The 24,451-nt window shown below is 50.6% G+C and carries 24 protein-coding genes, 1 tRNA gene and 1 pseudogene; 17 read left to right on the forward strand and 9 right to left on the reverse strand.

The window, feature by feature from the left end:
• From AF_RS12070 to AF_RS12085, 4 genes are read right to left on the reverse strand one after another with little or no spacing between them, the layout of a single operon-like run.
• A complete protein-coding gene (locus tag AF_RS12070) occupies positions 1-303 on the reverse strand; it encodes a hypothetical protein (protein ID WP_048064576.1) in 303 nt (100 codons plus the stop codon).
• The gene (gene feoB / locus AF_RS12075) at positions 294-1,997 is read right to left on the reverse strand and encodes a ferrous iron transport protein B (protein WP_209435119.1); all 1,704 of its coding nucleotides are present in this window, start codon (positions 1,995-1,997) and stop codon (positions 294-296) included. Before feoB ends, AF_RS12070 begins: the two co-directional genes overlap by 10 nt.
• Before the next feature lie 4 nt (positions 1,998-2,001).
• Entirely contained in the window at positions 2,002-2,448 is a 447-nt protein-coding gene (locus AF_RS12080) for a metal-dependent transcriptional regulator (protein WP_010879882.1), read from the reverse strand.
• On the reverse strand, positions 2,429-2,665 hold the full coding sequence (locus AF_RS12085) for a FeoA family protein (RefSeq protein ID WP_010879883.1): 237 nt from the start codon (positions 2,663-2,665) through the stop codon (positions 2,429-2,431). The genes AF_RS12080 and AF_RS12085 overlap by 20 nt, the downstream gene beginning before the upstream one ends.
• 204 nt (positions 2,666-2,869) lie before the next feature.
• On the opposite strand from AF_RS12085, the gene cdhA reads away from it, so the two are divergent.
• Positions 2,870-5,266 carry a CO dehydrogenase/acetyl-CoA synthase complex subunit alpha gene (cdhA, locus tag AF_RS12090; RefSeq protein WP_010879884.1) on the forward strand — a complete coding sequence of 799 codons (2,397 nt, stop codon included), beginning with the start codon at positions 2,870-2,872 and terminating at the stop codon, positions 5,264-5,266.
• 10 nt (positions 5,267-5,276) lie between these two features.
• A complete protein-coding gene (gene cdhB / locus AF_RS12095) occupies positions 5,277-5,804 on the forward strand; it encodes a CO dehydrogenase/acetyl-CoA synthase complex subunit epsilon (RefSeq protein WP_010879885.1) in 528 nt (175 codons plus the stop codon).
• A gap of 69 nt (positions 5,805-5,873) precedes the next feature.
• On the opposite strand, the gene AF_RS12960 is transcribed toward cdhB, so the two are convergent.
• Positions 5,874-6,009: transfer RNA gene (locus AF_RS12960), tRNA-Trp, on the reverse strand.
• 73 nt (positions 6,010-6,082) lie between these two features.
• Between AF_RS12960 and rlmB the strand changes: the two genes are divergently transcribed.
• The 4 genes from rlmB to AF_RS12115 are packed head-to-tail and all read left to right on the forward strand — an operon-like array spanning position 6,083 to position 11,894.
• Positions 6,083-6,757: a 23S rRNA (guanosine(2251)-2'-O)-methyltransferase RlmB gene (rlmB, locus tag AF_RS12100; protein ID WP_010879886.1), complete on the forward strand. Its 675-nt coding sequence runs from the start codon at positions 6,083-6,085 to the stop codon at positions 6,755-6,757.
• Positions 6,758-6,779: 22 nt separating this feature from the next.
• Entirely contained in the window at positions 6,780-9,290 is a 2,511-nt protein-coding gene (locus AF_RS12105; RefSeq protein ID WP_010879887.1) for a transglutaminase-like domain-containing protein, read from the forward strand.
• Entirely contained in the window at positions 9,280-10,326 is a 1,047-nt protein-coding gene (locus AF_RS12110; protein ID WP_010879888.1) for a hypothetical protein, read from the forward strand. The genes AF_RS12105 and AF_RS12110 overlap by 11 nt, the downstream gene beginning before the upstream one ends.
• A 14-nt stretch (positions 10,327-10,340) precedes the next feature.
• Complete coding sequence (locus tag AF_RS12115) at positions 10,341-11,894, forward strand: tRNA uridine(34) 5-carboxymethylaminomethyl modification radical SAM/GNAT enzyme Elp3 (protein WP_010879889.1); 1,554 nt, start codon at positions 10,341-10,343, stop codon at positions 11,892-11,894.
• Positions 11,895-11,913: 19 nt separating this feature from the next.
• On the opposite strand, the gene AF_RS12120 is transcribed toward AF_RS12115, so the two are convergent.
• A complete protein-coding gene (locus tag AF_RS12120; RefSeq protein WP_010879890.1) occupies positions 11,914-12,132 on the reverse strand; it encodes a hypothetical protein in 219 nt (72 codons plus the stop codon).
• Positions 12,133-12,395: 263 nt separating this feature from the next.
• Between AF_RS12120 and AF_RS12125 the strand changes: the two genes are divergently transcribed.
• Positions 12,396-12,686 carry a helix-turn-helix domain-containing protein gene (locus AF_RS12125; RefSeq protein ID WP_010879891.1) on the forward strand — a complete coding sequence of 97 codons (291 nt, stop codon included), beginning with the start codon at positions 12,396-12,398 and terminating at the stop codon, positions 12,684-12,686.
• A gap of 98 nt (positions 12,687-12,784) precedes the next feature.
• Positions 12,785-13,063: a UPF0058 family protein gene (locus AF_RS12130; RefSeq protein ID WP_010879892.1), complete on the forward strand. Its 279-nt coding sequence runs from the start codon at positions 12,785-12,787 to the stop codon at positions 13,061-13,063.
• On the opposite strand, the gene AF_RS12135 is transcribed toward AF_RS12130, so the two are convergent.
• Positions 13,060-15,360, reverse strand: coding sequence for a DEAD/DEAH box helicase (locus AF_RS12135; protein WP_010879893.1), 2,301 nt, complete (start codon positions 15,358-15,360; stop codon positions 13,060-13,062). The genes AF_RS12130 and AF_RS12135 overlap by 4 nt on opposite strands.
• Before the next feature lie 36 nt (positions 15,361-15,396).
• Entirely contained in the window at positions 15,397-16,008 is a 612-nt protein-coding gene (locus AF_RS12140) for an MBL fold metallo-hydrolase (protein ID WP_010879894.1), read from the reverse strand.
• A 48-nt stretch (positions 16,009-16,056) separates the two neighbouring features.
• Here AF_RS12140 and AF_RS13235 point away from each other — a divergent pair, with 48 nt between their 5' ends.
• Positions 16,057-16,233 carry a hypothetical protein gene (locus AF_RS13235; RefSeq protein ID WP_164466389.1) on the forward strand — a complete coding sequence of 59 codons (177 nt, stop codon included), beginning with the start codon at positions 16,057-16,059 and terminating at the stop codon, positions 16,231-16,233.
• Here the strand turns inward: AF_RS13235 and AF_RS12145 are convergent.
• Positions 16,230-16,667 (reverse strand): carboxymuconolactone decarboxylase family protein, encoded by a 438-nt coding sequence (locus AF_RS12145; RefSeq protein WP_231487525.1) that lies wholly within the window; start codon positions 16,665-16,667, stop codon positions 16,230-16,232. The genes AF_RS13235 and AF_RS12145 overlap by 4 nt on opposite strands.
• 57 nt (positions 16,668-16,724) lie before the next feature.
• Here AF_RS12145 and AF_RS12150 point away from each other — a divergent pair, with 57 nt between their 5' ends.
• The 8 genes and pseudogenes from AF_RS12150 (at position 16,725) to AF_RS12185 (ending at position 24,448) form a co-directional block, all read left to right on the forward strand.
• Positions 16,725-17,429, forward strand: a complete 705-nt coding sequence (locus AF_RS12150; protein WP_010879896.1) for an epoxyqueuosine reductase — start codon at positions 16,725-16,727, stop codon at positions 17,427-17,429.
• A 22-nt stretch (positions 17,430-17,451) separates the two neighbouring features.
• Complete coding sequence (locus tag AF_RS12155) at positions 17,452-17,934, forward strand: DUF2299 domain-containing protein (RefSeq protein WP_052270501.1); 483 nt, start codon at positions 17,452-17,454, stop codon at positions 17,932-17,934.
• A gap of 41 nt (positions 17,935-17,975) precedes the next feature.
• Positions 17,976-19,067 (forward strand): LLM class flavin-dependent oxidoreductase, encoded by a 1,092-nt coding sequence (locus AF_RS12160; protein ID WP_010879898.1) that lies wholly within the window; start codon positions 17,976-17,978, stop codon positions 19,065-19,067.
• A gap of 39 nt (positions 19,068-19,106) precedes the next feature.
• Entirely contained in the window at positions 19,107-20,384 is a 1,278-nt protein-coding gene (thiC, locus tag AF_RS12165; protein ID WP_010879899.1) for a phosphomethylpyrimidine synthase, read from the forward strand.
• Position 20,385: 1 nt separating this feature from the next.
• The gene (locus AF_RS12170; protein ID WP_010879900.1) at positions 20,386-21,513 is read left to right on the forward strand and encodes a TIGR04053 family radical SAM/SPASM domain-containing protein; all 1,128 of its coding nucleotides are present in this window, start codon (positions 20,386-20,388) and stop codon (positions 21,511-21,513) included.
• Between the two features lie 67 nt (positions 21,514-21,580).
• A complete protein-coding gene (locus tag AF_RS12175; RefSeq protein ID WP_010879901.1) occupies positions 21,581-22,270 on the forward strand; it encodes a helix-turn-helix domain-containing protein in 690 nt (229 codons plus the stop codon).
• Positions 22,267-23,297, forward strand: a pseudogene (locus AF_RS12180) (hydroxymethylglutaryl-CoA synthase). The gene AF_RS12175 and the pseudogene AF_RS12180 overlap by 4 nt, the downstream one beginning before the upstream one ends.
• The gene (locus AF_RS12185) at positions 23,294-24,448 is read left to right on the forward strand and encodes a thiolase domain-containing protein (RefSeq protein ID WP_010879903.1); all 1,155 of its coding nucleotides are present in this window, start codon (positions 23,294-23,296) and stop codon (positions 24,446-24,448) included. Before AF_RS12180 ends, AF_RS12185 begins: the two are co-directional and overlap by 4 nt.
• Positions 24,449-24,451 lie beyond the last annotated feature (3 nt).

Here is a 24,451-nt window from a genome sequence, read left to right on the forward strand (position 1 = left end):
TTATTTTCTTGCTTTTTTAACCAAGTACGGAACTGTAACTAATCCGAAGATTCCGTAACTGAAGCTTCCTGAGGCCATATAAACAAGAATCATCAGAACCGAGAAGGCTGCAGCAAGCAGAGAGGCAACGAAAAGATACGAGTCCCTTCTCACAACGACACCCTTTGCAAAGGTTGCAGTAATCGTTCCGAGCACAAAGGCGTTCATCAGCGTCCCTTCCCCTCCAAAGATATTCAGGGCTGAAAGAACCTCAAGGATTGTCAGGAGGGAGAAAAAGGCAGTAAAGGCAAAGGCTACAACCAAAGTCCCACCCCCGTTGCGATTAAGGCAATGACGTAGGCAACCGAGAAGCTGAAGATGACCGCAAATGCAGCCCATTTTGCCCCGATTTCAGCCCTTATTGCCGCTATTGTAGCAACGCACGGCATGTAGAGGAGGGTGAAGAGCATGTACGCAAACGCTTGGTGGGGTGTCATTATGCTCCGAATGTCGATGTTCAGCACGCCAATTGTTGCCACAACAACCTCCTTTGCCACGAATCCAGATATAAGCGCCAGAACCAGCTCCCAGCTCCAGCCCATTGGAGAAAAGATGGGCTGAATCGCTTTGCCGAGCATCGCCGCATAGCTCTCCTCTATGCTCCCTCCCGGATAGGTGGTGATGTACCACACAACAACCGACATCGCCAGAATCACAGTCCCCGCCTTCTGAATGAAGTGCTTCGTCCTGCTCCACGTCATGATCCACAGCTCCTTAAGGTTAGGAAGCATGTAAGGGGGGAGCTCCATTATGAACTCGCTCTCACCCTTCAGCAGAGTTTTTCTCAGAATTAAGGCCGATATCAGGGCTATCAGAACACCTATCAGGTACATCGACATTATCACAACACTACCCATCTTCGGGAAGAATACCCCGGCGAAGAGCACGTAAATCGGAAGTCTTGCCGAGCAGGACATGAATGGATTTATTAGAGCTGTCGCAATTCTGACCTTTCTGTCCTCTATGCTTCTCGTGGCAAGAATTGCCGGAACGTTGCAGCCGAAGCCCATTATCAGCGGTATTACAGCCCTACCATTCAGCCCGAATCTTGACATGAACCCGTCAACCAGAAAAACGGCTCTCGGCATGTATCCACTCAGCTCAAGCATGGACAGAAACAGAAAGAGAAAGGCGATGTTCGGAACGAAGGAAAGAACACTCCCAACTCCGGCAACAACGCCGTTACCGAGCATAGAGAAAAACCAGCCGTCGAAGCTGGCAATGTAAGACGCCATAGCATCGAATGTAATGCTGAGAAGGTCGTTGAGCGGCTGAGCAACGGAGTAGGTGAAAACGAACATCATCCACATGAAGGAGAGGAATATGGGAATCCCGAGATGCTTATCCATGAAGACTTCATCAAAGGCTTCCTCAATTTCCGATTTTTCTGGCTTTTCAGCTACCGTTACCTCCCTTGCAATTTTCTCCGTCGTCCTGATTATATCCTCAAGGTTTCCTCGAAAAGCCCTTGGAACTCTACCCCCTTTGAGGATTTCCCTTTTTAGCTCCTCTATTCCCACACCTCTTACAGCAGAGGTTTTTACCACCGGTACACCCAGAATTTCGCTTAGCCTTTCAGCATCAATTCTTATGCCTTCTTTCTCAGCCTCGTCAATCATGTTGAGAACGACAATCATTGGAATGCCGAACTCCGTTAGCTGAAGAGTGAGGTAGAGGTTCCTCTCAAGGTTCAGGGCGTTTACAACATTGAGAATGAGGTCGGGCTTCTCGTTTTTCAGGTAATCCCTTGCAACCTTCTCGTCAAGGCTCTCCGTCTGAAAGCTGTAGATTCCGGGTAAATCCACGAAAGTTACCGTTTTCCCACCTATCACACCTTTCCCTTCCTTTTTTTCCACCGTCACTCCCGGAAAGTTCCCGACCGAGAAGTCCCCACCGGTCAGAGCATTCAGCAAGCTCGTTTTACCGACGTTGGGATTTCCCACCATTGCAATCTTCAAAAAATCACCTCTGCTTGCACGGATGCCTTCCGGTCCTGCAGAACTCCCTAAAATGCTCCAACCATCTCGGATTTACAGCCGGGCTGGATTCAACAAATCTAACAAAGTTTCTGAGCTGCCTGAGAGTTTCGGGATGCAGGACGTGCTCAATGGTGCACGCATCCCTTTCGGCCACATCTTCTGGAACCCCTATCGCCTTGAGGAACTTGATTACAACATTTCTTTTCTCCCTCAGCTTCATCGCTTCCCTGACACCTTTTTCCGTCAGCTTTACGTGAGACCTTTTTTTGTATTCCACATATCCCATTCTGGAGAGCTTTTCGAGCATCTCGGAAACGGTTGCGGGCTTGACATTCAGCACTTCGGAGAGCTCCATCACCTTTGCATAACCCTTCTCTTTGCTCAGACTGTAGATAGCTTCGAGATAGTCCTCAGCCCTGCTCCCCAACATCCACCGCCACCTTCATCGCCAAACCTCTTCCGATGACAAATTTGGTTCCGTTAACCGAAACAAGAACAGCCCCACCTCTCCGCCCGGCAATCCTGATTTTCTTGCCCGGAACTATTCCCATGGACATGAGCCTTGCTGTACAGCCCCTGCCCCCGTTAATCGCAACAACTCTGCCTTCCTGGCCTTCTCTGAGCGCCGATAGCGGTACCACTGTCATCGTCTCTTAGGTTAACCTAAATGTTATTAAAGCTTTCGGTTGTCCTAAATTAAAGCTCCGGAATGGCAAAAATTGTAATGCTATATAATTTACTTTTGGTAACAAAAAATTGCGAAAAAGTGTTATCCTCCGAGAAATTCGGAAATAAATCGAAAAGTTCTTAATTACAGGAAAAAAGAGTAGCCAGAAAAGAGGTGATTTGTAATGGTGCTTGAATTCGGAAAGGGAGCTTTTGTTGTAGACGACCTAAGGAACGTCACCATAAAAATAGGAGAAATAGCAGAAGAGGAAGAAGAATGGGCTCCAATGGGTCCAACGCCAATGCCGGGCATCGCAACCCTTCGCGATTGGGACTTCTTCCTGCTGAAGCGCTACAAGCCCTTCTACGCCCCCGCTTGCGACATGTGCTGCCTCTGTACGATGGGGAAGTGTGACCTGACGGGGAACAAGAGGGGAGCGTGCGGTATCGATTTGGCTGCTCAAACGGGTAGAATTGTGACCATTGCCTGCTCCATTGGTGTTTCCGCCCATACTGGCCACGCAAGGCACATGCTCCACGACATTGAGCACATGACGGGCAAGAAGCTTAGCGAGATTCCGGTTGACCTCGGCCCCGAAATTGATGAAGTTGCACCGCTCACAGAGCTCATTACGGGAATAAAGCCAAAGACGCTTGAGGATTTGGAAAGGGCTCTGAGGTATGCTGAGGAGCAGATTGTGCAGGTTGTTGATGCAGTCCACACAGGTCAGGAGGGTAGCTACCTCGATTACGAGAGCAAGGCTCTCCACCTCGGTATGCTCGACTCTCTTGGAAAGGAGATTGCAGATATAGCCCAGATTTGCGCCTTTGGCTATCCGAAGGGTGAGGACAACCAGCCCCTCATCGAGGTCGGAATGGGTGTAATGGACAGAAGCAAGGCCATGATTCTCGTCATCGGTCACCACGCGCCACCTGTGCTGAACATTGCAGACTACATTGAGGAAAATGGACTTGAGGATGAGGTTGACCTCGGCGGTATCTGCTGCACGGCAAACGACATGACCAGATACTACCAGAAGGCAAAGATTGTCTCGGCATTGGGTAGGCAGCTTAAGGTAATCAGGGCTGGACTGGCTGACGTAATAGTTATCGATGAGCAGTGCATAAGGGCGGACATCCTCTACCACACTAAGAAGCTCGGCATCCCGGTAATCTGCACAAACGAGAAGGCGATGCACGCTCTGCCCGACATGACGAAGGAAGAGCCAAAGAACATCATCAAGTACCTGCTCGATGGCAATCCGGGATGTGTCATCCTCGACCCGCTGAAGGTTGGAGAAGTTGCGGTTGAGGTTGCGAGGGCGAGGAGGAAGCAGAGAGGAGACGATATTGGGCCGAGACTCACAGAGGAGCAGTTCATGGAGTATGCAAGGGCATGCACGCAGTGCGGAAACTGTACAATTGCCTGCCCGCAGGGAATCAGAATCGGCGAGGCGATGGAGGCTGCTGAAAACGGAGACAGGAGCAAGCTGGAGAAGGAGTGGGATGTTTGCATTGCATGCGGAAGGTGTGAACAGGTCTGTCCAAAGGGCATTCCGATCATCGACATGTACAACTACGCAGCATGGAATCTCATCGTGAACGAGAAAGGTAAGTTGAGAAGGGGTAGAGGTCCTATAAGGGATTCAGAAATTAGGAATGTTGGTGCTCCGATCGTTCTGGGAACGATTCCGGGAATAATCGCTGTCATAGGATGTGGAAACTACCCGAACGGAACAAGGGATGCTTACACCATAATGGATGAGTTTGCATCAAGAAACTACATTGTGGTTACAACGGGCTGTATGGCCTTTGATGCTGCACTCTACAAGGATGAGGAAGGACAGACAGTCTATGAGAAATACCACGACAGGTTCGATGGCGGTGGAGTCGTGCAGATCGGTAGCTGTGTCGCTAACGCCCACATTCACGGAGCTGCAATCAAGGTTGCGAGAATCTTTGCCAAGAGAAACATCAGGGCCAACTACGAGGAGATTGCAGACTACATCCTGAACAGAGTTGGTGCGTGCGGTGTTGCCTGGGGAGCTTACAGCCAGAAAGCTGCATCAATCGCTACAGGCTTCAACAGGCTCGGAATCCCTGCAGTTGTAGGCCCGCACGGCAGCAAGTACAGAAGAGCTTTCCTTGGCAGACCATATAACGATGAAGACTGGATGGTTTACGATGCAAGGACTGGAGAAAAGGTCAGAATTGAGCCAGCCCCGCAGGATTTGCTTGTTGCCGCTGAAACCATTGAGGAGGCAATCCCGCTGATGGCAAAGCTCTGCTTCAGGCCGAACGACACAACTCAGGGAAGGTCCATCAAGCTGACGCACTACATCGACCTCAGTCTGAAGTACCTCAAGCGCATGCCAGATGACTGGCACCTCTTTGTCAGAACTGAGGCAGACTTACCACTAGCCAAGAAGGAAGAACTGCTGAAGGAGCTTGAGGACAAGCACGGCTGGAAGATTGACTGGCAGAAGAAGAAGATTGTCGAGGGGCCAATCAGGGGCTACCATGCTGGCTTCAACCCGACGAACCTTGAGAGATGCCTCAGAGATGGATTCATGACGGTGTGAGGTGGTGAAAATGGCCAAGGCTTTGGAACAGCCCTTTGATGTGGCCAACATTCCTGGGCCAAAGATGGCAACTCTGCTTGAGAAGGGGAAGCCGGTTGCAAACATGATAAAGAAGGCAAAGAGGCCACTGCTCATCGTTGGTCCAGATATGACCGATGAGATGTTTGAGAGAGTAAAGAAATTCGTTGAGAAAGATATCACAGTTGTGGCAACGGGAAGTGCCATCACGAGGTTCATTGATGCTGGTTTGGGCGAGAAGGTGAACTACGCGGTCCTTCACGAGCTGACGCAGTTCCTGCTCGACCCGGACTGGAAGGGATTTGACGGGCAGGGCAACTACGACCTCGTGCTCATGCTGGGCAGCATCTACTACCACGGCTCCCAGATGCTTGCAGCGATAAAGAACTTCGCCCCGCACATCAGAGCTCTCGCTATAGACCGCTACTACCACCCCAATGCTGACATGAGCTTTGGAAACCTCTGGAAGAAGGAAGAGGACTACCTGAAGCTGCTGGACGAAATTCTGGCAGAGCTTTAATTTTACTTTTTCTATTTTATCGTCGGTTAAAAAAGTGCAACCTTCTATTTCTTGACATTTAAATAAAAATGGGGCCGGTGGGATTTGAACCCACGACTGGCGGGTCTCTTCGGGTCAGAGCTCCAACGGGTCATCACCGCTCAGCAGACCCGTCAATCATCACGCCGCTGGAGCCCGCCGCGCTTCCTGGCTACGCCACGACCCCTCGTTAAATGCTTCGCAGATAGGATATTAAATTTTTTGGGATAAGTTCTTTCACCGCAGCCCCAACTACTGATGTGAGGCTCACGGATGTGAACAGCATAAAGGAGGCTTTGCTCGAAGGGAAGGTTGTCAGAATCTATCATTCGGGAGAAAGAAACCCAAAGATATCCGAAATTCTTGAGATTGCTAGGAAAAAAGGAGTGCCCATTTACAGGAAGGACGGTGAGAGATTTTCCGCCGAAGTATCTCCAATAAAGTACGCGGACTTTGAATTCATCGTAAAAAAGGCCTTAACAGGCGGCTCCTTCATTCTCTTCCTCGACAATGTCGTTGATCAGAGGAACATAGGTGCGTGCATAAGGACTGCAGAGTTCTTCGGTGCTGCAGGAGTTGTTCTGCCGAAGAGAAGGGTTGGCAGCATTCAGGAGGGGGCTGTAAAGGCTTCAGCTGGGGCTGTTTTCCACATCCCCATTGCGAGAGTGGAGAATTTCGCCTCAGCAATAAAAAAGCTGAAGAAGCTCGGCTTCACGACCTTGGCTGCAGACCTCGATGGAGAGGATCTTGAAGCGGTCTCGCTCCTTCTTCCGGCAGCAGTGGTCATAGGAGGGGAGGATAGGGGCGTCTCAAGGCCTGTGAAGAAGCAGTGCGATTTCGTGGTGAAAATTCCGGGTGTTGGGAAGGTTAACAGCCTCAATCTGAGCGTGGCTGCGGGCATATTCCTTTACACCCTCAGCCGACAGAAATATTAATACCCTTGCCAAATACTGTCCAATGCTGAAAAAAATTGCAGGATTAGCCCTAATCATAATTTCAGTTTCACTGCTGTCGAGCTTCATCTCATCACTCGATTTCAGCAAAACCGGTTTTGAGGGGCTAATCGGCAAAGGGGATTTCGGAGGCGGGAATTCTGCGGGAGTGCAGTATCCTCAGTACTCAACCACCCAGGGGGAAGTTTTCGGAGGTGAAGGTAGCGGAGGGGGCTTTGCAAGTCTTAGCGACAGCTCAAGCACGTTCAACCCTCCCAACGTTCCGCTCTTCTTTGTGGAGGGGCTGAATCCCGAAACAAACTACCTCAGGCTGTACACCGCGACTAGGTACGAGAACGGGAAGTGGGTTGAAGATAAAGGAGATTGCAGCCAGGAATCGATACCAATAGCAAGGAAATTCAAGCTCACGCCCATCGTCGAACTGAACCGCTACCTTCCCGTCTCAAAAGACACGAAAGGGATACTCCCGGTCGGTGAGAACATAGAAAGGTGCTACAACGCCGCAACCGGAACCTTCAGGATTAACGCTACCAGGTCTCCTTATTACGGCTTCACGACTGCAAAGAGCTTTAAGCCAACAAGCTTTATGGGAACTGCAAGCTACCCCGATCCCGAAATACGCGCTCTGGCGGAGAAAATTACCGCCAACGCCACATCCGACCTCGAGAAGGTAAAGGCCATAGAGAGCTATCTCAAAAACAACTACATAAACACGTACGTCGAGAGAACCGACGTTAAAGAGTTTCTTTTCAAAACGAAAAGGGGCACTGCAAGAGAATTTGCCACCGCCTTTGTGCTCCTCGCCCAGTCGATAGGAATTCCCGCAAGGGCAGTATTCGGCTATCTTGCAGACCCTGTCGAGACCAATCAGACCATTTTCGCCAGCGATGCCTACGTCTGGGCGGAGGTGAGGTTCAAGGAAGGCTGGATGGAGTTCGACCCCGCTCCCGAGGGGAGGGGGATTAACACTACAACCGCCATAACATACATTGACTCGAAGCTCGTGGCGGGGGAGAACTTTACCGTCAGAGGTTACGTTGAGGACGAATTCGGCAATGATGTTTCGGGATACGTTGAGATTTTCCTCAAAAAGGACAAAAAGAGCAGAGAGGGAATCCTTGCCGGAGTTGTGCCCGTTAAAAACGGCAAGTTTGAGGCCGTGCTAAAGGTGCCGGAGGTAACGGGGAGGTACAGCGTTCAGGCTCACTTCACGGGCACGCTCTACCACATGGAATCGTGGAGCGACCCGGAGGTTGAAATTTACTACCGTCCGACCTTCAACGTAACTCTGCCCAGCAGAGTTCCAGAATGGTTCACTCTTTCGGGAAAACTTGAATCATCGCCTCCATTCAGCGGGCAGATACACCTCTGCGTTGATGGTAGCTGCAGAAAGATTGAAGTCGTTAACGGTAATTTCAGAGAAGAGCTCTCATTGGCAAAGGGGAAGCACGAGATTGCGCTGATTTTCAAAGGAATGGGGTATCTTCTTCCTGCGGAGTTCAGGAAGGAAGTTGAAGCTGGAGAGGTGAGCGTTGCGATAAATGAGGCCGTTGGGGAAGGAGAGGATGTTACAGGGGTGGTTTACTTCAATGGCCAGCCGGTAAACGCAACGGTAAGGATAGGAAACGTTACGGTTAAAGCTGTAAACGGCAACTTCTCTGCTAAATTGCCCCTTAATCTCGGAAAGAACGAGCTGAAAGTAGAGATTCCGGATTTGCTATACTCGGAAACGAAAATCGTTTACATGAAGGAACCTGTAGAAATAAAGGCTCAGAAGGTTGACGGAAAGCTGAGAGTCATCGTTCTCGATAAAGATGGAAATCCAGCCGATGGATTCGTCGAGGTTGACGGTGTGAAGAAGGAGCTCTTGAACGGCATGGCCGAGTTTGAGGTTGAGAATCCAAAGCTCATAGTTTACTCAGGCAGCGAGAGGTACTTCCCGGCCATAAAGGAATTCTCGTCTGTCACACCTTTTATTCTCATTCCCGTTGCGGTCGCTGCCATCAGCGTTGGTGCACTCCTCGCTTACCGCATGCTCTTCAGAGTTGAGAAAATAGATTTTTTCGTTGAGAAGGAGCATCCTGAGCTTCCTAACATCTGGGATGTTGGGGAAACCGTGAAGATCAGGCTGAGCGAGCCGGCGTTTGTCAGATACGACGGCTTCGAGGAGTTCACGGACACCATAACGCTTACACCCGAAAAGTACGGGACGGTGAGGGTTCAGGCTTTCAGGGAGGACGGCAGGAAGAGGAAGAGGGGTGAGATTGAGATTAAAGTGGCTCCCTACTCGAATGGAATTGCTGAAATCGTCAGAAAGATTGATGAAATCGGCAGAAAAAGGCTGGGCAGGGTTGAGAGCATGACTGCGAGGGAGGTTATGGAGAAGCTCGGCGTAAGGGCTGAAGTCCTGCTGAACTACTTTGAGAGGGGCGTTTACGGTGGGGAAGAGTACACGAGAAGGGATTTTCTTGAGGCTTTTTACGACTACTTGAGGGTGGTTGGCGATGAGGCTTAACAAGCTTATTTCCGGTCTCGGTTTAGCATTTGCAATTTACTTCTTCCTGCTGAATCAGGAGAGGTTATTCGGAGAAGTTTTCGTGGTTGCAGACGAAATGCAGAGAGCTGCTCTGCTGACTTTAATAGTTGCTTACTCAGCCCTCGCTTCAGTTGAGAGGCTAAATCCTTTCAGACTGGTTTTAGTCCCTTTCATCCTGATTGTTTCCTCAGACATTACCTTTAACTCCCTGCTTTCTCACGGATACCCGCAGTACTTCGTCGTTTACCAGAGCGTGAGAGGGTATATAGCAATCTTCTCCGGGTCGTTCGCCTTCTCTTACATCAGATTTACCGACAAGCCCCTCTACCAGTCTTTAATCTCCGCAACATCTCTTGGTATTGCTGGTTTGTCCTCCTACTACCTTTTCTCGTACCTTTCCGAGGTTTTTGGGCTGCCGTCTCTCGCCCTCCCCTCTCTCGCCCTCTTCCTGATTCTTGCCGTTACGGCACTCTCAACAGCCTTTGAAGGTGAGGTTTTCCAGTGGATAAGGTCGGAGAGGACTTTTCTCATGCTGGTTCTCTTCATCCTCACTTTTTACACCCTCGCAATCAAGCCTCAGCTCTCTGAAAGACCGGGGATTGCTGACTTCATCGAGTGGTCGATAGTTGCTCTGACCTTCATCAAGATTTCAAGGGACTTCAGAAGGAGTGTTGAGGTCGACGAAAGGGAGTTCATAGCCTCCCACGTTCCTAAGGAAAGGGTATTCAGGGACAGGCTTTACTCCGAGCTGGAATTCGGTGAGAAAGCTTTCGTGGAAGGGGGATCAAAAGTTCCTCTCACAATTGCCCTTGTTAGAGCGCTCTCGAACGTTGAGGCTCCAAAGCTTGCGGCCATACTCGCTCCTCTGATTAGCTACGAGGATGAGAAGCTTCCCGCCCTCTCATTCCCCTGGGAGAGGAGGATAATCGAGAGCAGAAACAGAAGGAGAAGGGAGAAGGTTGTAGAGAGAATCAGAGCGGAGGTCATGAGGGAGGTAAAAGATTTTAACCGCTGATTTCTACTTTTCAGGTGTTTGAGCTTGCCAAAGAGATTGCCGAGAATGCAAGAAGCAAGGAGGAAGTTCTCAGGATAAAGAGGTTATTCGCCAGAAGGCACGGCCTCTCCACCATACCGTCGGACGCCGAGATACTCAGGGCTGCGAAAGGGACGGAGCTCTACGGAAAATTGAGGGAGATTCTGAGAGTTAAGCCCGTCAGAACCATCAGCGGTGTTGCTGTGGTGGCTGTAATGACGTCTCCAGCACCCTGTCCCCACGGCAAGTGCCTTCCGTGCCCCGGTGGTGTGGAGAAGAACACACCGCAGAGCTACGTCGGCCTTGAGCCTGCGGCGATGAGGGGGAGGCAGCACGGCTACGATGCATTTAAGCAGGTCACTGCAAGACTTAGGGAGCTTGAGAGCATAGGCCACGACGTTAGCAAGGTTGAGATAATCGTGATGGGCGGAACCTTTCCCGCGAGAGACGCTGATTACAAGGAAAAATTCATGCTGGGTATTTTCAACGCTCTCAACAGCTTTAACAGCAACACCAAACCCGAAAATGACCTGGAAAGGGCGAAGAGGAAGAATGAGAGGGCCAAGGCGAGGTGCGTTGGGATAACATTCGAGACCCGGCCGGATTATGCGAGAGAGGAGCACATAAGGGAGATGCTGAGGTTCGGCGGTACAAAGGTTGAGCTGGGCGTTCAGAGCCTTTACGATGACGTGCTGGAGAGAATAAAGAGGGGACACGGGGTTAAGGAAGTTGCGGAGGCAACGAGACTGCTCAGGGACTCAGCCTTTAAGGTCGGCTACCACATCATGCCCGGACTTCCGGGGTCGAGCTTTGAAAGAGACCTGAGAATGTTCAGAGAGCTTTTCGAGAACGATAGCTTCAAGCCGGATTACCTCAAAATTTACCCTACTCTTGTCGTTGAGGGGACGGAGCTTTACGAGATGTGGAAGAGAGGGGAGTATGAGCCATACACAACTGAAGAGGTGGTGGAGCTAATCGTAATGGCAAAGCGTCGCTTTCCCGAGTGGGTGAGGGTTCAGAGGATTCAGCGCGACATTCCCGTTAAGGCGGCAATAGGCTTGGACAAGGGCAACATCAGGCAGCTTGTCCACAGAAGGCTGAAGGAGATGGGATACAGCTGCAGGTGCATTCGCTGCAGGGAGGTTGGACACAAAGGGGTGAGGCCCGAGGAGTACTCCAAAGCCGAGCTTGTTGTAAGAGAGTACGTTGCATCCGAAGGTAGGGAGTTCTTCATATCCTTCGAAATACCCGAGTACGATGCGCTTGTCGGCTTTGTGAGGCTGAGGTTTCCCAAAGAGCCTTTTATCGAGGTGTTGAGAGATGCTGCTCTAATTAGGGAGCTTCACGTTTACGGCAGGGCTGTGCCGATTGGGCAGAGCAGCGACGCCTTCCAGCACAGGGGGTTTGGTGAGAGGCTGCTGAAAGAGGCTGAGGAGATTGCGAAGGAAGAATACGACAGAATTGCGGTAATCAGCGGTGTGGGTGTGAGGGATTACTACAGAAAACTTGGCTACAGGCTCAGACAAGGATACATGGTCAAGAAACTGTAGCTATTCGAGAAGTGTCACCTCACTTCGGCTCTCTCCTCCCCGAAACGAAGTCCTTCGCGGCGACAACAATTGGACAGTAAGGAGGGCAGTTCTTGGAAACATGAATCCTGCAGAAAAGCCTTCTTGAACAGTCAACTACTCTATAGCTGAGAGTTTCGGGATACACTATCATTAGAGCTCTTGTCCTTTTTCCGGTGACGGCGAGCTTTACGGTTTTCGGTTCCATCGGCTGAAGCATTGCAAAAAGTAAGTGGAGGCAAATATAGGCTTTTTTTACAAATCAGTGATTTAATCATTGTAATTACGTCGGCCGTATTTCGTTTTTGCAAGAAAATCACATGCCAGCTTAATTATTAATTAAAACGCTTTTGCGAACTTTTTTATTAAGTAAACTTTGTTAGGTATGGTTATTTCTATTTCGCAATTACAGGCTCTACCAAAACCTTTTTAATTAGGTATTGGTAATTACCATTACAATAATAATGTACGCGAGGTGGTCTCGTGATAGACGTCGATACACTCTTTGGAAGAAAGCCGGATGGGGAAAGCCAGAAAATTTTGAAAGTTATTTCCCGCAGTGGGATGAGTAACATCCTTTTCAGCCTTGAAAAGGCTCCCCTCCGGTTTTCTCAGCTGATGTTTGAGACGAAGCTGAATCCGGGAATTTTGGACAGGCACTTAAAGGCTCTGATGCAGCTGAACATTGTTGAGAAGAACAGCGATTCGTACGAGCTTACACCGAGCGGAAAGCGGCTCGTGAAAATTCTTGAGCAACTCTTTTCAATTGTGTAGTTGTGAGATGATAAATTATTATACTTTTTTTTAAAATTTAAGGTTTCTCCAATCCTTCTGCATCGATAAGTTTAAGTAGTGTGGGGAGAACAGAATCTATGTCTGGCCAGTTTGGCAAAGAAGAACTCGTCCATTTGCATTTGCTTCTTTTCCACGTGAAAAAAACTTTTGAGTGCTACGGTATCGAGAACGAATACTTCAACGAATACGACAGATTGAACATCTCCCCTGTGCAGATTTTCAGACAGAAAAACGAACATCAGGAGGCCATTTTCAAGCTCTGCATGGGGATAATGAAGGCCATGGGAAAGGAAAGGGAAGCCGAGGAGCTCTGCAAGAGCTTGAAGAGGCTGGCAATGGTGAGAGCGACGTATTAAGGGAAATACCTGATTTCGATAACATCGGTGTATTTCCTCCAGTCCGTCTTTCTTTTTACACCTTTTATTACTTTTTCAGCGATGTTGAGCGCTCCAATCCTGTTGAGGGGCTGGTTGTTGTTTCCGCACTGGTAGCTGTAGGTGCACTTGGGGCAGCCGTCAACTCTTCCGCAATCGCAGCTTTCCAGGATCGTTTTGGAAATCTCAAACGCCCTTCTCAGTCTTTTGAAGAGGAGCTTTGACAAACCGCTTCCCCCAACGCTCGCGTCGTAAACGAAGATATCCCCTTCAGGTACGGATATACCCCCCATCTCCCTGCTCCCCCCTCCCGTTATGGCGTCGGTCGTTTCTATTATAACGTGCTCCAGGGCGTGGAAGCTTCCTGCGTAGTAGTCCTCGTAGTCTGCCGGATCCGGGAAGGGGGCGGAGAATAGGAACCCCTTTGTTTTGAAGGTGTAGCTCACGGGCTCGTCGAGGTAGTGAAAAGCCTTCCTCTCTCTGTCGAAGACGTCTCGCTCAATGTATCCGTGAACGAGGTAGTTAATTTCGATTGAGCAGTAAACGGCATTCACAGGCTCCTCAATTTCATCTTCAACTTCAATTATTCTCGGGATGGTCATGTAGAGCGGGTCTGTTATTTCGTTTCCGTAATCCAGCTCAACGACCTCAGCTCTCAGTCTTTTCAGGTCTAACTCAACGGTTCTGTACCTCACACCGTTGTGCACCAAAATGCTTCCCGGAAACAGCTCCTTTACGGCTATCGGTAAAGCCCTCTCCCCTATGTACTTTCCATCGTGGTATATTTTAACCGCATCACCTATTCCGCGAAAACTGAAAGCTCTGCTCAGCTCTATTGCTTTTGCCGTTGGATGAAAAGCTCCCTCCCTCTCAACGACAATTCCCTGAGCCTGGAGTTTCTGCATGATTTCTGCAGACTGTCTATCCAGCTCTTCAAGCCGTACGGGCTTCTCGATGCACATAGAGATGAGCTGGAACTTCATAACCTCCTCGTTGTGCCTCTCAACGTAGCCGTTTGCCTCCTCCTTAAAATAGTCCTCAGGCTTTGTCCTGTAGTAGGTGCTTATGGAGTCGTCCTCCCTCAGAATCACTACCCCTACGCTTTCCTGTCCCTTTCTCCCCGCCCTTCCCACTCTCTGAATCATCTGCCCATACGGAACGAGCTCGGAAACGACAACATCAACATCTCCGATGTCCACTCCGAGCTCAAGAGTTGGGGTTGAGACAACGATGTTAATCTCTCCCCTCTTGAACTTCGCCTCAACCTCCTCCCTGACCTCCTTCGGCAGCCCGCTCTTGTGTATTGCCGATTTCAGCCCGTGTCGCCTCAGTATCAGGTTTATAGTCTCAACGCTCTTGTAGCTGTTTCCGAAAACGATAATCTTCCTGTTTCTCAAGGCCGTGACTATCTCTCTGACCGCCGAGTAAAGGCTGGGTGTGTAGCGGAAAATGAGGTGGAGTGTCCCCTTCCTGTGCTCTCCAGACACCAGTACGAAGTCTCTGTCAAATAGCTCCTCGGCAAATTCGGCGGCGTTTGAAAGTGTGGCCGAAGCGCAGGCTATCTGAAACTCCGCAAACCTGGATAGCCTTTTCACGAGGTAGTGCATGTTGCTGCCCAAAACTCCCGTGTAGGTGTGGAGCTCGTCAACCGCGATGAAGCTGAGTTCTCTGCAGATTCTTCTGAAGGCCGGCGTGTTCCTGAGGTGGTAGTCAACCATATCCGGATTGGTCAGGATGATGTCGCACTTCCCGCTCAGCACAGCCCTTCTTTCCTCTCTGCCGGAATCTCCATCGAATCTCACCGCCCTCAGGCCGAGAGATGAGGTGTAGAACTTGATTTTTTCCTCCTGGTCTCTTGCGAGAGCTTTGGTGGGGTAAAAGACCATGGCCTTACCGCCGTGCAAAGCCCTCCAAAGCATTGGAACTGCAAAGGCCTCTGTCTTGCCGAATCCTGTTGGGGCTGTGATGACGACGTCTCTCCCCTCCATAAGCCGAATCATGGCCTCCTTCTGAAACGGATAAAGCCTACCAATACCCCTTTTTCTAAGGCAGCTGGCAAGCTCTGATGGAAGAAAATCGAGCTCTTCTGTTGGTTTTTCCCTGAAGGGTCTGAGAACCTTGTAGAGGACTATTTCGTCATCCGTGTCGAAAAGCGGTAAAAGGAACTCTTTGTAGCCAACCTTTTTCAGGAGCTCGAGGTTTCTCTGCCTTATACTCCGCTTCCTGCACTTGCACCTCCTTTTCAGCATCCCGCACTGAGGGCAGAACAACTCGTCCACTTTCAAAGTTCGGGGAGAAGTTAAAATTGGTTTTCCTCAGATGTGCAGAAGCTCTGCCGTGGCCTCAAGCATCGCGTCAATGCCCTCTCTGCCCCTCATTATCCTTCCATGCCCCGGGAGGATGTACTCAGCATCCAGTGACCTCAGCTTCTCAATTGACCTTGCAAGCTCCTTTTTATCGCTGCCGTAGATGTCAAATCTCCCCGGAACTCCGTTCTCGAAAATGAGGTCTCCTGTTATCGCAGCAGAGTGCTCGGGTAGATAGAAGGTCAAGCTTCCGGGAGAGTGACCGGGAGTTCTCAGAATTTCTATGCCGGTGTTTCCGATGATGAAATGCTTACCGAGCTTTATGTCAAGGTTGAAGCGGTACTGGGAAACGGCCATGTCTTTAGAATCAAAACCGAGCAATGCCCCTCTCTCTGCAAAGAGGACGTTGCTCTCGCAATGGTCTCTGTGGAGATGAGTGTTGAAGACGTAGTTGGCCTCTCCAATTCCATCGTTCCTCATCAAACCCCTCAGATTCGTGTAGCTCTTGAAGGTGCCCGGGTCGATGACTGCAACTTCCTCATCCGCAATAACGTAGCAGTTTGACGAGTCTCTGAAGGCCCTTCCCCACGTGTAGGCGTAAACCCCCTCAAACAGCTTCACGAATTCACTAAGCGGTAAATATTAAAAGCCTTGCTGCCACTTGATAGCATGGAGAGGAGGCACCTGAAATGCCCGCTCTGCAGTGGAGAAAAATTCAGGGCTGAAGAGGGAAAGCTGGACAGCAAGTGGGGATTTACGGCCCACAAGGTCCGCATAGCTATCTGCGAGAATTGCGGCTACGTCATGATGTTCTACAAAGGCAGGACTATCTGGGACTTCGATTAGCGGACGAGAAGGTTGTTGAAGGTGTTCAGGAACATGTAAAGGCTTGCAACGAGGGCTATTTCCAGCAACTCGTCGTAATCGAAGATTTCAAGGATTTTTTGAATTTCTTCATCCTCCAACTTTCCCTTAGTTATTGCAATTTTTGCAGCAAAGCTCAGGGCAGCCTTTTCTCTCTCATTCAAAGGTTCAATGCTTTCTCCCATCATTTCCAGCTTTCTGCTGTGGCTGATGAGGCAGGGGTTGCAGTAATTAACCTTCGAAACTGCGAGGGCAATCTTTTCCTTCAGGATGGGATTTAGCTTTCCTTCAGCCATAATGCTGTCTCTGAATTCAATGAACCGTAAAAGAGTTTCAGGCCTTCGTGAGAGGATTTTGTAAGCCTCTGGGACCTCTCTTCCCCTGAACCTCTCCTCCAGCATTCTTTCAATGTCCATGGTGTGGCTTGGCATGGCAGTTGAAAAGGTTTATGTTGATGCTGCAAGAAAAACGTCATGGAATTTCATGAAATTGATAGGATGGCGAAAAAGCTCGGTGCTGATATCTTTGGAGTGGCGGATTTGGACCTTCTCAGAGAGTATGAAACTTTTCCGGAAAACCTTCTGGATAGCTTCGACTTCGGCATCTCCATAGGTGTTAAGCTCCCAGACCCTCTCTTCGATATGCTGCCGGACTCAAGAAACCTCTACTCCCGCTACTACGTTGTTGCCAACGACATGCTCGACAGAATCGCCTTCGAAATCAGCAGGGCTATTGAGAGTGAGGGTTACGAGGCTCTGCCGATTCCCGCCTCCAAAGTTCTCAGCGACCTTCACTGGAGGAGCTACGTCTCCCACAAAGCCATTGCCAGAGCTGCAGGAGTGGGGTGGGTTGGGAGAAATCTGCTCCTAATAACGCCTCAGTTCGGCCCGAGAGTGAGATTAGCAAGCGTTCTAACGGACATGCCCCTGAAAGCTGGAAAGCCCGCGAGAAACAGATGCGGAGTTTGCAGGGAGTGCATCGATAGCTGCATAACTCAGGCTCTGCGCTACTCTGAGTTTGACGATTATCCCGAAAGGGATGAGGTTTTTGAGGTGGACAAGTGCGCTGCAAAGCTAAAGGAGTTTGCCAGCAATCCCGACATAGGGACAATGGTGTGTGGTATATGTATCAAGGTTTGCCCGTGGGGAAAATTGGGAAACAAAACAAAAGGCAATTAAGGAACGGAGCTTAGTGAATGTTATGAAACAGGAGATTGCGAAAATGGTCAGGGACTGGCTGGTTGAGGAGGGAATTTACAAGGACAAGGTTGCAGACGAGAATGCAGACTACCACTTTCTGGCTGAGATTCCCCCGAACTCAAGGCAGTTCATCGACGTTGTTTTCCCGAAGAACAGGGATGACATGGTCGTTGTCGCATCGGGGATAAGGCTTAGTGATGAGCACTACCGCTCCCTGATGAGCTTGAATGCCGAAAAAAGAAACGAACTGCTGTGGAAAATGCGCTTTGACCTGCTTTTCCTGCCCACAGGCTTTCAGATTCTGCCGAATGTTGACGATCCTCAGCTCTTCCAGTTCACGAGGGAGCTTTACTTCGACGGGCTGAACAAGAACCTCTTCATGGATGCTATTAAGCAGGTTCACCGCTGCAAGCTTTACGTTATCTGGACGATGCAGAGAATTTCCGGAAAGCGTGATGAGCCCGACATGTCCATGTATCGTTAATTTTTAAAAAAGTTCATATAGTATGAAATCCTCTCGCCAGTATGGAGTTCGGGACTGTTGCGCCAACCTTTCCGCCAATTGAGGAGGTGCCGAAAACAGCAAAGAGGATGGAGGAGAAGGGCTACGATGCTATATGGGTTGCTGACCACCTGATGGGCTGGTATCCTCACGATTTGTGGAAGGAAACTATCTTTGCGATGCGCTATCCGTCATGCCACATGTTCTACGATGCTTTCTGCGAAATCTGCTACGCCGCTCCCGCAACAGAGAAGATAAAGTTCGGGACATCTGTCACTGAGGTTTTCAGGAGACATCCAGCGGTGCTGCTTCAGCAGGCCGTAACGGCCAACCACGCCACCAAGGGCAGGTTCATTCTCGGCCTTGGTGCGGGAGAGGCTGAGAACATCGTCCCCTACGGAATAGACTTCAGCAAGCCCGTTGCGAGGCTTGAGGAGGCCGTTGAGGTGATGAAGCTCATGCTGAACAGCGATTACGGGGAGCCTATAAACTACGAGGGCAAGTTCTACCGCCTTGAGGATGCGGTCTTCGACATCAAGCCAATCAGCGAAATACCCTTCTGGTTTGGGGCTCATGGCAACAGAATGCTGAAGCTAACAGCCAAGCACGGCGACGGATGGCTGCCAACCACGCTGCCCCCTGAGGTTTACAGGGAGAGGGCTGAGAAGCTCGACAGCTTTGCCAAAGAGTTTGGCAGGGAGCCGGAGGAGATAACAAAGGCCATCTTTGTTAGTCTGATTGTTGATGAAAAGCCGGAGGAGGTTGAAAAGCTTTTAAAATCCCCCATCCTGAAGGTTCACGCTTTGCTAATGCCCTCCGAGTTTTACGAGATGCTCGGCTACAAGCATCCCTTCGGCAAGTTTTACGGGCTGCTCGACTACATTCCCACCAAGTACACCAAGGAGCAGATAATGGAGGCCATAAAGCAGGTTCCGGATGAGATAATGAGAATAGCCTACATCGCTGGAACGCCAGAGGAAATAGTCCAGCAGTTCGAGCAGTACGAGAAGCTGGGAGTTAGCCACATCGTGATATGGAATCTGACATACTTTGGCGATGTAAGCAAGATAAAGACATCCTACGCTCTGATAGACGAAATCATGAGTCACTTTTAGCGGGCAAAGTTTTTTTGCCTTTGCGCCTTTTTTTAAACTATGACTTTAATCGAAGATGCAAGGAAGGGAGTTGTGACGGATTTCGTTAAAAAGGCAGCAGAATATGAAGGAATTGAAGCTGAAAAGCTGATCAGGCTCATCTCTCACGGTTACGTAGTCCTGCCAAAAAATGTGAGGAGGGAAGAAGTCCAGCCGAGGGCAATAGGGATGCTCACCTCCACAAAGGTTAACGCCAATGTCGGAACCTCTGCCGACTACATAAACGTTGAGGAGGAAGTTGAGAAGGCCATCATCGCGCAGAAAGCGGGGGCAGACGCTGTTATGGACTTATCGTCAGGCGGGGATCTGGATGCGATTAGGAAGAGGATAATGGAGGTCGTTGAGGTTCCCTTCGGCACTGTGCCCATTTATCAGGCAGCAAGAGACTGCCACAGAGTTGTGGACATGGACGAGGACGACTTTTTCAGGGTTGTGGAGAAGCATGCCAAGGATGGTGTTGATTTTATGACAATTCATGCTGGCGTGAACTGGGTGAGCGTTGAGAGGCTGAGAAGGTCAAAAAGGCTTCTGGGAGTTGTCAGCAGGGGAGGGGCGATAACCATCGGCTGGATGCTGCACAACGAGAAGGAAAATCCCTACTACAAGGATTTCGACTACCTTCTTGAAATTCTCAAGGAGTACGATGTGACAATCAGCCTTGGTGATGCTTACCGCCCCGGATGCATCCACGATGCTGGTGATAGAGCAAAATACACGGAGTTCATAATGCTCGGAGAGCTGGTGGAGAAGTGCAGAGAAAAAGGGGTGCAGTGCATGGTTGAGGGCCCCGGCCACGTCCCGCTTGACCAGATTGAAACATCAGTAAGAGCTATGAAGAGCGTCACGGACAACGCTCCTCTGTATTTGCTCGGTCCACTCGTCACCGACATCGCCGCAGGCTACGACCACATTGCAGCAGCAATAGGTGCGGCAATTGCAGGCATGGCAGGGGCGGACTTCATCTGCTATGTAACTCCCTCAGAGCACCTCGCTTTGCCTACAGTTGAGGATGTCAGAGAGGGAGTTATCGCGGCAAAGATTGCTGCTCACGCCATTGATTTAATAAAAGAGGGACAGAGGGAGAGGGCAAGGCAGAGGGACTACGAGATGTCCCTCGCCAGAAAGAATCTGGACTGGGAGAGGCAGTTTGAGCTCTCCATTGATCCAGAGAAAGCGAGGGAGATTTACAGCAGAAGGAAGTCGGAGAGCGAGGCCTGCAGCATGTGCGGTGACCTGTGTGCGATAAAGCTTGTGAAGGAGGCCTTCGAAAGGGACTAATATGGACACACCTTTTATCGTTTTCTGGGAGCTCACAAGGGCCTGCATGCTCGCATGCAAGCACTGCAGGGCCAAGGCCATTCGCAAAAGGCATCCTGATGAGCTTACAACCGAAGAATGCTTTAATGTCATCGACCAGCTATCAGAGTTCAATCCAAAGCCCCTTCTCATCATCACTGGTGGAGACCCGCTGATGAGGGATGATGTTACCGAGATTATCTCCCACGCTGCTGAAAAGGGATTCAGGGTTGCCATAGCCTTCAGTGGCACGGAAAAGGCAACGGAGGAAAAGCTGAGGGAGCTTAAAGAGGCTGGTGTGGCAAGAGTGGCAGTGAGCATTGACGGCAGTGATGAGGAAAAGCACGACTCCTTCAGAGGTGTGAGGGGGACGTTCAGGATGAGCATGATGGCTATAGAGAACGCAAAGAAAGCTGGACTTCCATTCCAGATTAACACGACAGTGACAAGGGAAAACATCGAGGATTTGCCGAACATCGCAAGGCTCTGCCTTGAGCTTGGAGCGGTGATGTGGGACGTCTTCTTTGTCGTGCCAACAGGAAGGGCTAAGGCCGAGATGATGCCAACTCCGCAGCAGTTCGAGGACGTGCTCTGCTGGCTATACGATTTGAGCAAAAAAACAGGCCTGAACGTTAAGAGCTCTGCCGCAACGCATCTCAGAAGAATCGAGCTCATGAGAGACAGGGGAGAGATGCCTGCTGTGGGTGAGCTTTACTACAGGCTGCTTGAGCGAATTGAGGATTTTCCTGAAGGGGAGGGCATCGTTGTTGCAGGAGGGCATGGAAAAAGCCTCAGCACCGACGGAATAAGGAGGGCGATAGGCATAACCGACGGCAGGGGGATGTTCTTCATAAGCCACATCGGCGAGGTTTATCCCAGCGGCTTTCTGCCAATCGTTGCTGGAAATGTAAGAAACACGTCGCTTAAAGAAATCTACTACAGCTCGGAGATATTTGTGAACCTCAGAGACCCCGACAGGCTCAAGGGGAAGTGTGGCAGATGCGAGTACCGAAAAATCTGCGGGGGGAGCAGAGCGAGAGCCTATGCGGTGCATGGAGACTACCTCGCCGAGGAGCCGTGCTGCATCTACATCCCGCAATCCTCAAGATAATTCAACAATTGCCGAATTTGTATTCGACTATCCGTTAACTTTATAAATGGTTGGTTAACTTATTATTGTGGAGTTCAGGAGTGTGGCAGAGAGAATATGCGGAGACATTGTCCTTTCCGAGAACTCAGGGGAGGCTTTGAGAAAGTGGAGGAGCATATTCAACGCTTCGCAGAGCGACCTAGCGAGAAAGCTTGGAATCTCTCCTTCGGTGATTAGCGACTACGAGTCGGGCAGAAGGAAACCTGGCACGGCGTTTCTCAAAAAGTTCGTGTGCGCGCTTATTGAGCTTGACGGCGAGAGGGGGTATCAGGTTCTTTCCAAGTACCGTTACTTCCTTGAGAGCGACCACAAGGCCGTTCTAGACATTGCGGAGTATCAGAAAACAGCCGAACCGTCGGAATTCTGCGAGGTTATCGAGGGAAAAATGCTCACACACTTCGATAAAGCCATACACGGTCATACAGTAATAGACAGCATAAACGCCATACTGTCTCTGAACGCTTTCGACTTCTACCGCCTCTACGGGCTTACGAGCGAGAGGGCTCTGATATTCACTAGGGTCTCTACAGGCAGGTCGCCCATGGTGGCTGTTAGGGTGTCCAATCTCAAGCCATCTGCGGTTGTGCTTCACGGGTTAGAGGCTGAGAGGGTTGATGAGATGGCGAAGAAGATAGCCGAGATTGAGAGAATCCCTCTCGTCGTTACCGAGATTGCGATAGGAGAGATCGTTAAAAGGTTGAGGAGGAAGTTTGCATGATAGGTATCGTTTCGTACGGCAGCTACGTTCCGAAGTTCAGGATAAGGGTTGAGGAGATTGCGAGAGTTTGGGGAGAGGATGCCAAAAAGATAAAGGACGGATTGGGTGTTCACGAGAAATCGGTTCCGGGAATGGATGAAGATGCTGCCACAATTGCTGTGGAGGCGGCGAGAGAAGCCATCAGAAGGGCAGGGATCAACCCCGAGGAAATTGGTGCGGTCTTCGTCGGTTCCGAGAGTCACCCCTATGCAGTCAAGCCAACGGCAACGATTGTGGGAGAGGCGCTTGGTGTAGGGAATGATTACTTTGCTGCGGATTTGGAGTTTGCATGCAAGGCTGGTACAGCAGGAATGCAAATCTGCTACTCGATGGTTAAGGCGGGGATGATTAAGTATGGCCTTGCCATTGGTGCTGACACCAGCCAGGCAAGGCCGGGAGACGCTCTTGAGTACGCAGCCGCTGCAGGTGGTGCAGCCTTCATCATCGGAGAAAATCCAATTGCAGAGGTTGAGGCCACTTACTCCTTCACCTCCGATACTCCCGACTTCTGGAGGAGAGACCTGCAGCCCTATCCGAGTCATGGAGGGAGGTTCACAGGCCTGCCTGCCTATTTCAGGCACGTCATCTCGGCGGCGAAGGGATTGATGGAGAAGTATGGTTACAAAGTGGAGGACTTCGACTACGCAGTTTTCCACATGCCCAACGCAAAGTTTCCCGTGAGGGCTGCCAAAATGCTCGGCTTCAGCATGGAGCACATCAGCCAGGGTTTGGTGGTGAAGGCCATTGGAAACACCTACTCCGGCTCCTCTCTGCTCGGCCTCGCGGCAACGCTTGACGTTGCAGAGCCTGATGAGAGGATACTGCTGGTTTCTTCGGCTCAGGAGCTGGAAGTGATGCCTTTGCCATAAGGGTCACCGATGCGATTGAAAATTATCCGAGGGAGCCGAAGGTTTGGGAGAAGATTGAGAGGAAGGCGTATGTGGATTATGCAATATATCTGAAGCACAGGAGGAAGATAAAGGCATGAGGCGAGTTGCAGTTGTTGGTGTCGGCCAGAGCAAGTTCGGAGAGCTCTGGGAGAAGGGATTCAGGGATATAGTCCTTGAGGCCGGAAGAGAGGCTCTGGAGGATGCCGACCTTGAGGGAAGAGAGATAGAGGCAATGTTCGTGGGCAACATGAGCGGCGGGAGGTACCTCGGCCAGGAGCACGTTGCAGCACTCATCGCAGACTATGCTGGCTTGGCCGAGTTCGGCATTCCCGCAACGAGAGTTGAGGCCGCAGATGCGAGCGGTGGCTTGGCGGTGAGGCAGGCTTACATGGCCGTTGCCTCGGGCTTGCACGATATTGTGATTGCCGCCGGGGCGGAGAAGGTCACCGATGTTGACGACCCCATGCAGATTCTGTCATCCTCTGTGGATGTTGAGTGGGAGAACTTCGTTGGTGGGAGCCTTCCGGCTCTCTACGCTATAATTGCGAGGCTGCACATGGATAGCTTCGGCACGACAGAGGAGGACCTTGCACTGGTCAGCGTCAAAAACCACAGGAACGGTGCTAAGAACCCGAAGGCGCAGTTCAGGAAGGAGATAAGAGTTGAGGACGTCCTCAACTCCCCCTACGTTGCCGAGCCCCTCAAGCTTCTTGACTGCGCATCGGTGAGTGATGGTGCTGCTGCTGTAATTCTCGCCAGCGAGGACGTTGCGAGAGAAATCACCGACACTCCGGTTTTCATCGAGGCATGCACGCAGGCGAGCGATTATCTCGCTCTGCAGAGCAGAAAGGACATTCTGTCAATGAGAGCTGTGGTTAAAGCTTCGAGAGATGCTTACGAGCTTGCGGGTGTTGGACCAAAGGACATTCAGGTTGCGGAGGTGCATGATTCCTTCACAATTGCGGAAATCCTTGCTTACGAGGACTTGGGGTTTGCGGAAAAGGGGAAGGGAGCGGAGCTCGTGAGGGAGGGCGTGACGGAGATTGGGGGAAAGATACCTGTAAACCCGTCCGGAGGGCTCAAGGCTTGCGGTCATGCAGTAGGGGCGACGGGAGTGAGGCAGATTGTTGAACTGACTCTGCAGCTTCGCGGCGAGGCGGGAGAGAGGCAAGTTGATGCCGAAACTGGATTAGCGTTGAATATTGGAGGCACTGGAGCCACAGCAGTTGTGTCAATTCTCAGGAGGTGAGAG

This window comes from Archaeoglobus fulgidus DSM 4304 (assembly GCF_000008665.1).
In the GTDB taxonomy this organism is placed as follows: Archaea; Halobacteriota; Archaeoglobi; order Archaeoglobales; family Archaeoglobaceae; genus Archaeoglobus; species Archaeoglobus fulgidus.

What these genes read in the sequence shown, in the direction of transcription:
- AF_RS12080 (WP_010879882.1), bottom strand. Translation starts at nt 2,448, where the DNA reads ATGTTGGGGAGCAGGGCTGAGGACTATCTCGAAGCTATCTACAGTCTG.
- AF_RS12085 (WP_010879883.1), bottom strand. Translation starts at nt 2,665, where the DNA reads ATGACAGTGGTACCGCTATCGGCGCTCAGAGAAGGCCAGGAAGGCAGA.
- cdhA (WP_010879884.1), top strand. Translation starts at nt 2,870, where the DNA reads ATGGTGCTTGAATTCGGAAAGGGAGCTTTTGTTGTAGACGACCTAAGG.
- cdhB (WP_010879885.1), top strand. Translation starts at nt 5,277, where the DNA reads ATGGCCAAGGCTTTGGAACAGCCCTTTGATGTGGCCAACATTCCTGGG.
- AF_RS12105 (WP_010879887.1), top strand. Translation starts at nt 6,780, where the DNA reads ATGCTGAAAAAAATTGCAGGATTAGCCCTAATCATAATTTCAGTTTCA.
- AF_RS12110 (WP_010879888.1), top strand. Translation starts at nt 9,280, where the DNA reads ATGAGGCTTAACAAGCTTATTTCCGGTCTCGGTTTAGCATTTGCAATT.
- AF_RS12120 (WP_010879890.1), bottom strand. Translation starts at nt 12,132, where the DNA reads ATGCTTCAGCCGATGGAACCGAAAACCGTAAAGCTCGCCGTCACCGGA.
- AF_RS12130 (WP_010879892.1), top strand. Translation starts at nt 12,785, where the DNA reads ATGTCTGGCCAGTTTGGCAAAGAAGAACTCGTCCATTTGCATTTGCTT.
- AF_RS13235 (WP_164466389.1), top strand. Translation starts at nt 16,057, where the DNA reads ATGGAGAGGAGGCACCTGAAATGCCCGCTCTGCAGTGGAGAAAAATTC.
- AF_RS12145 (WP_231487525.1), bottom strand. Translation starts at nt 16,667, where the DNA reads ATGGACATTGAAAGAATGCTGGAGGAGAGGTTCAGGGGAAGAGAGGTC.
- AF_RS12150 (WP_010879896.1), top strand. Translation starts at nt 16,725, where the DNA reads ATGGAATTTCATGAAATTGATAGGATGGCGAAAAAGCTCGGTGCTGAT.
- AF_RS12155 (WP_052270501.1), top strand. Translation starts at nt 17,452, where the DNA reads ATGAAACAGGAGATTGCGAAAATGGTCAGGGACTGGCTGGTTGAGGAG.
- AF_RS12160 (WP_010879898.1), top strand. Translation starts at nt 17,976, where the DNA reads ATGGAGTTCGGGACTGTTGCGCCAACCTTTCCGCCAATTGAGGAGGTG.
- thiC (WP_010879899.1), top strand. Translation starts at nt 19,107, where the DNA reads ATGACTTTAATCGAAGATGCAAGGAAGGGAGTTGTGACGGATTTCGTT.
- AF_RS12170 (WP_010879900.1), top strand. Translation starts at nt 20,386, where the DNA reads ATGGACACACCTTTTATCGTTTTCTGGGAGCTCACAAGGGCCTGCATG.
- AF_RS12185 (WP_010879903.1), top strand. Translation starts at nt 23,294, where the DNA reads ATGAGGCGAGTTGCAGTTGTTGGTGTCGGCCAGAGCAAGTTCGGAGAG.